Genomic DNA, 7519 nt, shown 5'->3' with positions numbered 1-7519 from the left:
CGAACAAAAAGGCACACAGCGATATTATTCTCTCTCTCTGGACAATTCGGTAGAGTTATTGAAAAAGTTGATACACACCGTGGAAAATGAATGTATATAAATTTGAAAACCTGGAGCTTTGCTTCAGGTTTTTTTGTGGATAAAAATTTACTATATTTTCAATATTATGGTTGAAATTATGTGGTAATTATTTTATTATTTAGTTAAATAACTAAATATCTAAACTAAACATGTATAAGGAGGCTTCATACTTTGAATGAGGCATTCAAAGCTTTATCAGACCCAACCAGAAGGAAGATTCTAGACCTTTTAAAGGAAAGAGATTTAACAGCAGGAGAAATTGCCGATCATTTCAATATTTCAAAACCAAGCATTTCCCAGCATCTTAAACTGCTGAAGCATGCGGGGCTGATCCAGGATGAAAAGCAGGGTCAGTTTATCATTTATTCACTGAATATTACGGTTTTTCAGGAGTTAATCAGCTGGGCATTCAGTTTTACCGATAAAAAGGGGGATCAATAATATGAGAAAACATTTTTTACCTTTAACGTTGATTGGCTTGCTGATCTTAGCGTGGATAATCGCCTACCCTAAGCTCCCGGACCAGGTTCCGATCCATTGGAATCTAAATGGTGAAGCAGATGGTTTTGCTACTAGAATCAACGCAATGTTTTCCACTCTCGGTATCATGGTGCTGATTTATGTCTCAATGGCTTTTCTGCCAAAAGTAGATCCGCGTAAATCAAATTACCAATACTTTTCGAAGAGTTATAACATTATGATGAATGTACTTCTCGGTGTCTTTTTTGTTATCAATCTATTTGTCATTTTTAATGCAGTGGGTTATGATGTGCCAATTGCAACCATGGGCCCTCTTGTCGTCGGGATTATCTTTATGGTCTTAGGGAATTACATGCCTCAGGTTCGATCCAACTTTTTCATAGGCATCCGTAATCCATGGACATTGAGCAGTGATGAAGTCTGGAAAAAGACACACAGAGCTGCCTCGAAAATTTTCTTTTTCGGTGGTTTCATAATGATCACTACTACTTTTGCACCTGCCTTTTGGAAGGAAGCCGTCTTTATCGCAGTGATAGCTATTACCATTATCACTCCATACCTGTATTCATATTTTCTTTACAGAAAGAGTGGAACAAACCGGTCCTGAAAAAAGGGCCGTTTTTTTTATCTTTCAATTCAAAAAATTATCCAAACAAGGTATGATAAAAGATATGAAAATTCGATGGGCGAAATAATTAAAGTTTTTTTCTACTGGAGGGCTTTACTTCATGAAAGTTTTTTCATTTATAAAACCATACCGCATTCCTATAGCCGCAGCACTTAGTTTAATGCTCGTAGAGTTAGTGGTCGAACTATGGCAGCCGCTTTTAATGGCGAAAATTATTGATGAAGGAATCGTTGCAAAGGATATAGACACGATTATCAAATATGGAGGGATCATGCTCGGTCTTTCACTGCTGGCTTTTGCCTCTGGAATTACAAATTCATTTATCGCTGCTCATGCTGGCCAGAGCTTTGGATTTGATTTGAGGGAGAAGCTCTTTGGCAAGGTCCAGTCTTTTTCTTTCACAAATTTCAGCCGTTTCCCAGCATCTTCGTTAATCACGAGAATAACGAACGATGTCACACAGCTGCAAAATACAGTATTCATGAGCCTGCGGATTGCAATGCGTGCCCCTCTAATGGTTATAGGCGGAATTGTCATGGCTATGCTTGTCAATGTAAAATTGTCTCTCGCCTTTGCTGTCATTATGCCGCCACTTTTAGTTTTCCTCATCTGGATCATGACAAAGGCAGGGGGATTGTTTAAACATGTACAGAAGCGCCTTGATAAGGTGAATAGTGTCATGAGAGAAAACCTTGTCGGAATGAGGCTGATCAAAGCTTTCGACAGAGGTGACTATGAGGGTACGAGGTTTGAAACGGCAAACAATAATCTTAGGGACAAAACGGTTTTTGCGCTAAGAGTAACAGAAGCTACAATTCCGATCCTGCTGCTTTTCATGAATATGAGTATCATTGCGGTGCTTTGGTTTGGAAAAATAGAGGTACAGAACGAAACCGTATCTGTAGGGGAGATAGTCGCAATCGTGAACTACGCGGCCAGAATTACAGCTGCCTTCTCAATGTTCTCTTGGATCATCATGGTTTTATCCCGTTCAAAAGCTTCTGCTGAGCGTGTTGAAGAAGTGTTGAATGAAGAAATCGATTTACAGGACAGTGCTGACAGCACCGTTGAAAATGAAATAACGAATGGGAAAATCGAATTCAGAAATGTGTCGTTCCAATTTCCAAATACGAATATACCCATCCTGCAAAATCTAACATTTTCTATTAAATCAGGTGAAACTGTGGCAGTCCTCGGTGCAACAGGAGCTGGTAAAACTGCAATGTTTCAGCTTATTCCTCGCCTGTACGATGTAACGGAGGGAGAAGTCAGGATTGATGGGAAAAATATAAAAGAAATGAAGCTTAAGAGCCTCAGGGAGCAAATTGGATATGTTCCGCAGGAAGCACTATTGTTCACGGGTTCGATTAAGGAAAACCTTGCATGGGGAAAAGAGGATGCTACACAAGATGAAATGGCCGAGGCTTCAAGCAATGCCCAAATTCATGAAACGATCGATAAGCTTCCTAACAAGTACGAAACACTTTTAGGGCAAAAGGGAGTGAATTTATCTGGCGGACAGAAGCAACGTTTGTCAATTGCCAGGGCACTGATCAAAAAACCAAAAATCCTGCTGCTTGATGACAGCACAAGTGCACTCGATCTAAAAACAGAAGCGAAGCTGCTAGACGCTATCAGTAAATATAAATGTACGACAATTGTTATTACTCAGAAGATCAGTACGGCGAAAGAGGCGGATAAAATCCTGCTGCTTGAAGACGGCGCTTTAACCGCAGCTGGAGACCACGAATATTTGCTTAAGCATTCCCAGCTTTATCGGGCTATTTATGAATCCCAATTCGGGGAGGTGAAGGCAGAGTGTTAAAAAGGCAATCAAGCAATGTGAAAGAAGATGCAGGACAACATTCAAGAGCACTTGGCTCCACCGTTAAAAGGATTTGGTCATATCTTGCAAATCACCGAAGCTTAATTATGCTGGTGCTTCTGATGGTGCTCGCAAGCTCAGGCCTTGGCCTCCTTGGACCATTTCTGATTGGCTGGGGCATTGATGAATACCTTGCAAAAGAAACAACCGATGGCTTCATCTGGCTGTTATTTGGACTCGCTGCAGTATATGTATTGCATTCTCTGAGCTTGTGGCTGCAAAGCTACTGGATGATTGGAATTGCACAGAAGACGGTCTATACAATGAGAAAGCAGCTTTTTAGACATTTTCATAAATTGCCGATAGACTTTTTCAATAAACGCCAGCATGGCGAGCTGATGAGCAGGGTCACAAACGATATTGAAAACGTCAGCTCCACACTTAATTCATCTGTAATCCAGATTTTCTCCAGTTTGCTTACGTTAGTCGGAACTCTTGTGGTCATGATCTGGCTGAGCCCGCTCCTAACGCTTGTCACAATGATCATCGTACCTGTCATGTTCTGGGGGATGAAATGGATTACGAATCGGACTGGCAAGCTTTATAAAGAACAGCAGCGCAGGCTCGGTGAAATGAATGGCTACATTGAAGAAACGATTTCTGGCCAAAAGATTATTAAATCCTTTTCTCAGGAAAATAAGGTCATTGAGGAATTCAGGATAAAAAATCAGGAATTAAAGCAATCAGGATATTGGGCACAAACGTTTACTGGGTTCATTCCTAAATTGATGAATATGCTGAATAACCTGAGTTTTACACTCGTGGCTGCTGTCGGAGGATACTTCGCCTTGAAAGATATGGTTTCAATCGGAACCATTGTCATTTTCACTGAATACGCAAGGCAATTTACAAGGCCGCTGAATGATTTATCTAACCAGTTCAATACATTGCTGTCAGCAGTAGCCGGCGCTGACAGGGTGTTTGATATCCTTGATACCGATGAGGAAGCAATCGATGAGAATGCAGCTGCTGCTCTTTCAGAAATTAAAGGGAAAGTAGAGTTCAAACAGGTAAGTTTCTCCTATGAAAAGGGTGGCGATACTGTTTCCAACCTATCTTTCCAGGCAGATCCGGGGGAAAGCATTGCATTAGTGGGGCCAACAGGGGCAGGGAAGTCCACCATCATCAATTTGATTTCTCGCTTTTACGAGCCAGATAGTGGTGCAATTCTAATCGATGGTCACGACAGTAAAAAAATAAAACGCGAAAGCCTTCGTCAGCAAATGGCTTTTGTTCTCCAGGATTCATTTCTTTTTCAAGGGAGTATAAGGGAAAATATACGATACGGGAGATTGGATGCCAGCGACGAAGAAGTTGAAAAGGCGGCCAAGGCTGCTAATGCACACTCTTTTATTAAAAGGCTGCCAGATGGTTATGATACTGAATTAAAGCAGGACGATGCGGGGATTAGTCAGGGTCAGAAACAGCTGCTTTCAATCGCAAGAGCGATCCTGGCTGATCCATCGATCTTAATTTTGGATGAGGCAACGAGCAGCATCGATACAATAACCGAGCTGAAAATCCAGGAAGCACTCCAGCATTTGATGAAGGGAAGGACTACCTTCATAATTGCGCACAGATTAAATACGATTAAGTACGCAGACCAGATTATTGTCATCGAAAGTGGGCACATCATAGAAAAAGGCAGTCATGAGGAACTGCTTGGACAAAAAGGTTTCTATCATGGCTTATATACAAGCCAGTTGGAAAAGAAAACATTAATAAACTTATAAAGAAGGAGCCTTAGGGTTCCTTTTTTTATGGGCTGTTTTCGATCATCCGTGCTAAATCATTGGCGTAAAATGCGACAAATTTCCCGGGGAATAGAGGATTAGTGAAAAGTTTGTCGTATTTCTATTAAAACACCCTCTTCGATTGGAGAAGATAAGATGCTTGCCGAGAAACTGCTGCTAGATGTATTGATCATCCTCATGCCGATTTTTGTAAATAGCATTATTTCGGATAGTAAAAAACTGGGACAATCTCCATATTTGTGCGGGATTCTTCAAAGTGTTTCTGTTTTTCTGTGCCTGGTGTTTTCATATGAAGAAGGCGGACTTTATTGGGATTTACGGTATGTTCCATTAGTGCTTGGCTTTTTATATGGAGGCCCTTTCGCCGGCGGTATGGTGTTGGTAACTTATCTGATCACAAGGACATTTTTAGGAGGGGATATCCTGCTTGGGTATGCAAGTGGCTTTTTCGCAGTGATCGTACCTTTAATGTTTATGAAAAAGTTTTGGAAGCATGAGGCAAAGGCTAGAATAAGGACAGCGGTGTTTGTAGGATTCTGGCCTGCGTTTGCGATGCTCTCAATCCTGGTTATTCATGTTTTTACAAATGGTGCTGCTCCCGAAAATACAAACAAGGTGATGATGAACGTCGCTATCTTCGGTGCGATTCAAGTTTTCGCTGTTTGGATTTCAGCCATTCTGAATGAATCTATCATCGAAAAGAATTTAATGAGAAAAGAAATATTGCGGGCTGAAAAACTGAATACCCTGGGTGAACTTGCTGCATCAATCGCTCATGAAATTCGCAATCCGCTTACGGTCGTTAAAGGGTTTTTGCAAATGATGCATAAACAAGAAAAAGGAGATAATTATTATTATCTAAGCCTCGTACTGACGGAACTCGGAAGGGCAGAAGCCATCATCAATGATTACCTGAATTTTGCCAAGCCTCAATTTGAAAAACTAGAAGATGCCGAGCTGGCGAAGATCATCACAGAGGTGTCGCTTCTCCTTGAAGCCCTTGCAGCAAAGGAGAATGTCCTAATCAATGTGAAACTTGAATGGGAAGTGTTTGTAAAGACAGACAGAAATCAGCTAAAGCAGGCACTTGTGAATATCATAAAAAATGCCATTGAAGCAATAGAAGAAGGTGGAGAAGTATCGATCGACCAGAGAACGATCGGGGATGAATCATACATAACGATTACCGATAATGGAAAAGGAATGGACAGTGAACAGATTGCGAGACTTGGAACTTTATTTTACACAACGAAAGATAAAGGAACAGGACTTGGTACTTCAGTGTCTATTAAAATCATTGAAGCGATGGGCGGGAGTATCTCATATAAAAGTGAGTTAGGGGAAGGAACTGAAGTCAAGATTGTATTGCCATCATTTAAAAACACCTCCTCTAATATTGAAAATGATTTAAATAACGCTATTTAAAACCAGCCTATTGTTTTTTTAAATCCCAATAGGCTGGTTTAAGTAATAGAAAAAGCGAACCGGTTCCGGTTCGCTTTCGAGTAACTTGCTACTCCACAAGATGTATATTATACGTCAATTATAAACTGTGCCGCGGTACAAAATTCCACTTGACCATTTTTAAACCTAAACGACGCAAGCCCTACCTCTCTTGCATCCTAACGGCTCCGAAGCCGATCCAGTGTGAATAAGTTGATACCTAAAAATAAAAGCAGAACGCCATTAATTGTTTACATTGTTAATCGATGTGTCTCAAGTTACTTCTTTTATTGGCGAAGCTTATTTATTGTATCTCATTTTCCAGCTGCTGTCAACCGTGTTCTTGTCATAAAATTGGCAGTGATAATATATCTATTTTTTATTTAAGTTTTGCTGAGCCATTCTTACGAGCTCCCGAACCATATTACCTCCAAGTTTGCCGCCGACTTTCCCAGCCTCCCGGGTGGTAAGGCCCCCGTTATACCCTTTGTTTAAAGGGATACCTACCTCTTTAGCCGTTTCAAATTTGGCATCCTCTGGTTTCATCGTGCCGGCAACCTGGGCTTTTAATTGATCCAAAGCCTGTCTTGCTTCCGGTACAAGAATCTTATTTCTTCTTGCCATGTTGTAGTCCCTCCAAGTGAATCGTTTTCCTTTTGGGCTTATTATGTGTAATATTGGATATTTTTTATTCACTATCTAATAGGAAAAGGATATTCAATATGTTTACTGTGTGAAAAGAAAGGGAAAGTATATTCCTGAAATTTTTATCCTCATACTTATCAACAGCCTTAAGTGCGCAATTTTGAGTACTCCACAGGTTTATGCACATTATCCACAAAAAATTACTTGAGATGGAAAGTGGGTCGTCAAGTATTGAAAAATATAGCTCATCACAAAATTACCCACATTATGCACAGTCTTGTGGATAATTTGTCGAAACGGTGAAGGATACAAAAAGTTATATTGAACAATTAGTGAATTCAATTGTTTGAAATGGTGAAATGCAGTATATTTAACTTATCGAAAGTTAGTGAAGTTTTTCACATAATTCCCCTTCCTAACTGATGAAACATTCCCCCTCTCCCTTAAAATCAAAAGCAGGATCCTAAATGGATCCTGCTTTTGGTTTTTTTAAAAAAGGTAAGGGAGTATAAAATTCACTCCGAGAAATGTCCAGCTCCAGCGCCTAGCCCCTCGAGTCGCTTGTCTAGTTTCGCCTCCTAGAAACTCCGAAACTTCAACTCC

The 7519-nt window shown here is 40.4% G+C and carries 6 protein-coding genes; 5 read left to right on the top strand and 1 reads right to left on the bottom strand.

Features of this window, described 5'->3' with window-relative positions; genetic code table 11:
- Positions 1–252 precede the first annotated feature (252 nt).
- The 5 genes from WB217_RS16060 to WB217_RS16040 all read left to right on the top strand — a co-directional run bounded on the left by WB217_RS16060 (position 253) and on the right by WB217_RS16040 (position 6253).
- On the top strand, positions 253–522 hold the full coding sequence (locus WB217_RS16060) for an autorepressor SdpR family transcription factor (RefSeq protein ID WP_423994262.1): 270 nt from the start codon (positions 253–255) through the stop codon (positions 520–522).
- A gap of 1 nt (position 523) precedes the next feature.
- A complete protein-coding gene (locus WB217_RS16055; RefSeq protein WP_423994261.1) occupies positions 524–1168 on the top strand; it encodes an SdpI family protein in 645 nt (214 codons plus the stop codon).
- 121 nt (positions 1169–1289) lie between these two features.
- Positions 1290–3014, top strand: coding sequence for an ABC transporter ATP-binding protein (locus WB217_RS16050; RefSeq protein ID WP_423994259.1), 1725 nt, complete (start codon positions 1290–1292; stop codon positions 3012–3014).
- Complete coding sequence (locus WB217_RS16045) at positions 3008–4807, top strand: ABC transporter ATP-binding protein (protein ID WP_423994258.1); 1800 nt, start codon at positions 3008–3010, stop codon at positions 4805–4807. Before WB217_RS16050 ends, WB217_RS16045 begins: the two co-directional genes overlap by 7 nt.
- A 156-nt stretch (positions 4808–4963) precedes the next feature.
- A complete protein-coding gene (locus tag WB217_RS16040) occupies positions 4964–6253 on the top strand; it encodes an ATP-binding protein (protein WP_423994256.1) in 1290 nt (429 codons plus the stop codon).
- A gap of 390 nt (positions 6254–6643) precedes the next feature.
- Here WB217_RS16040 and WB217_RS16035 read toward each other — a convergent pair whose 3' ends face one another.
- Positions 6644–6895, bottom strand: a complete 252-nt coding sequence (locus WB217_RS16035; protein WP_423994255.1) for a small, acid-soluble spore protein, alpha/beta type — start codon at positions 6893–6895, stop codon at positions 6644–6646.
- Positions 6896–7519 lie beyond the last annotated feature (624 nt).

It is taken from the genome of Mesobacillus sp., assembly GCF_049588175.1.
Classification (GTDB): domain Bacteria; phylum Bacillota; class Bacilli; order Bacillales; family Cytobacillaceae; genus Mesobacillus.
The sequence above is the reverse complement of the archived record's forward strand: the minus strand, read 5'-3'. Positions and strand labels throughout refer to the sequence as shown.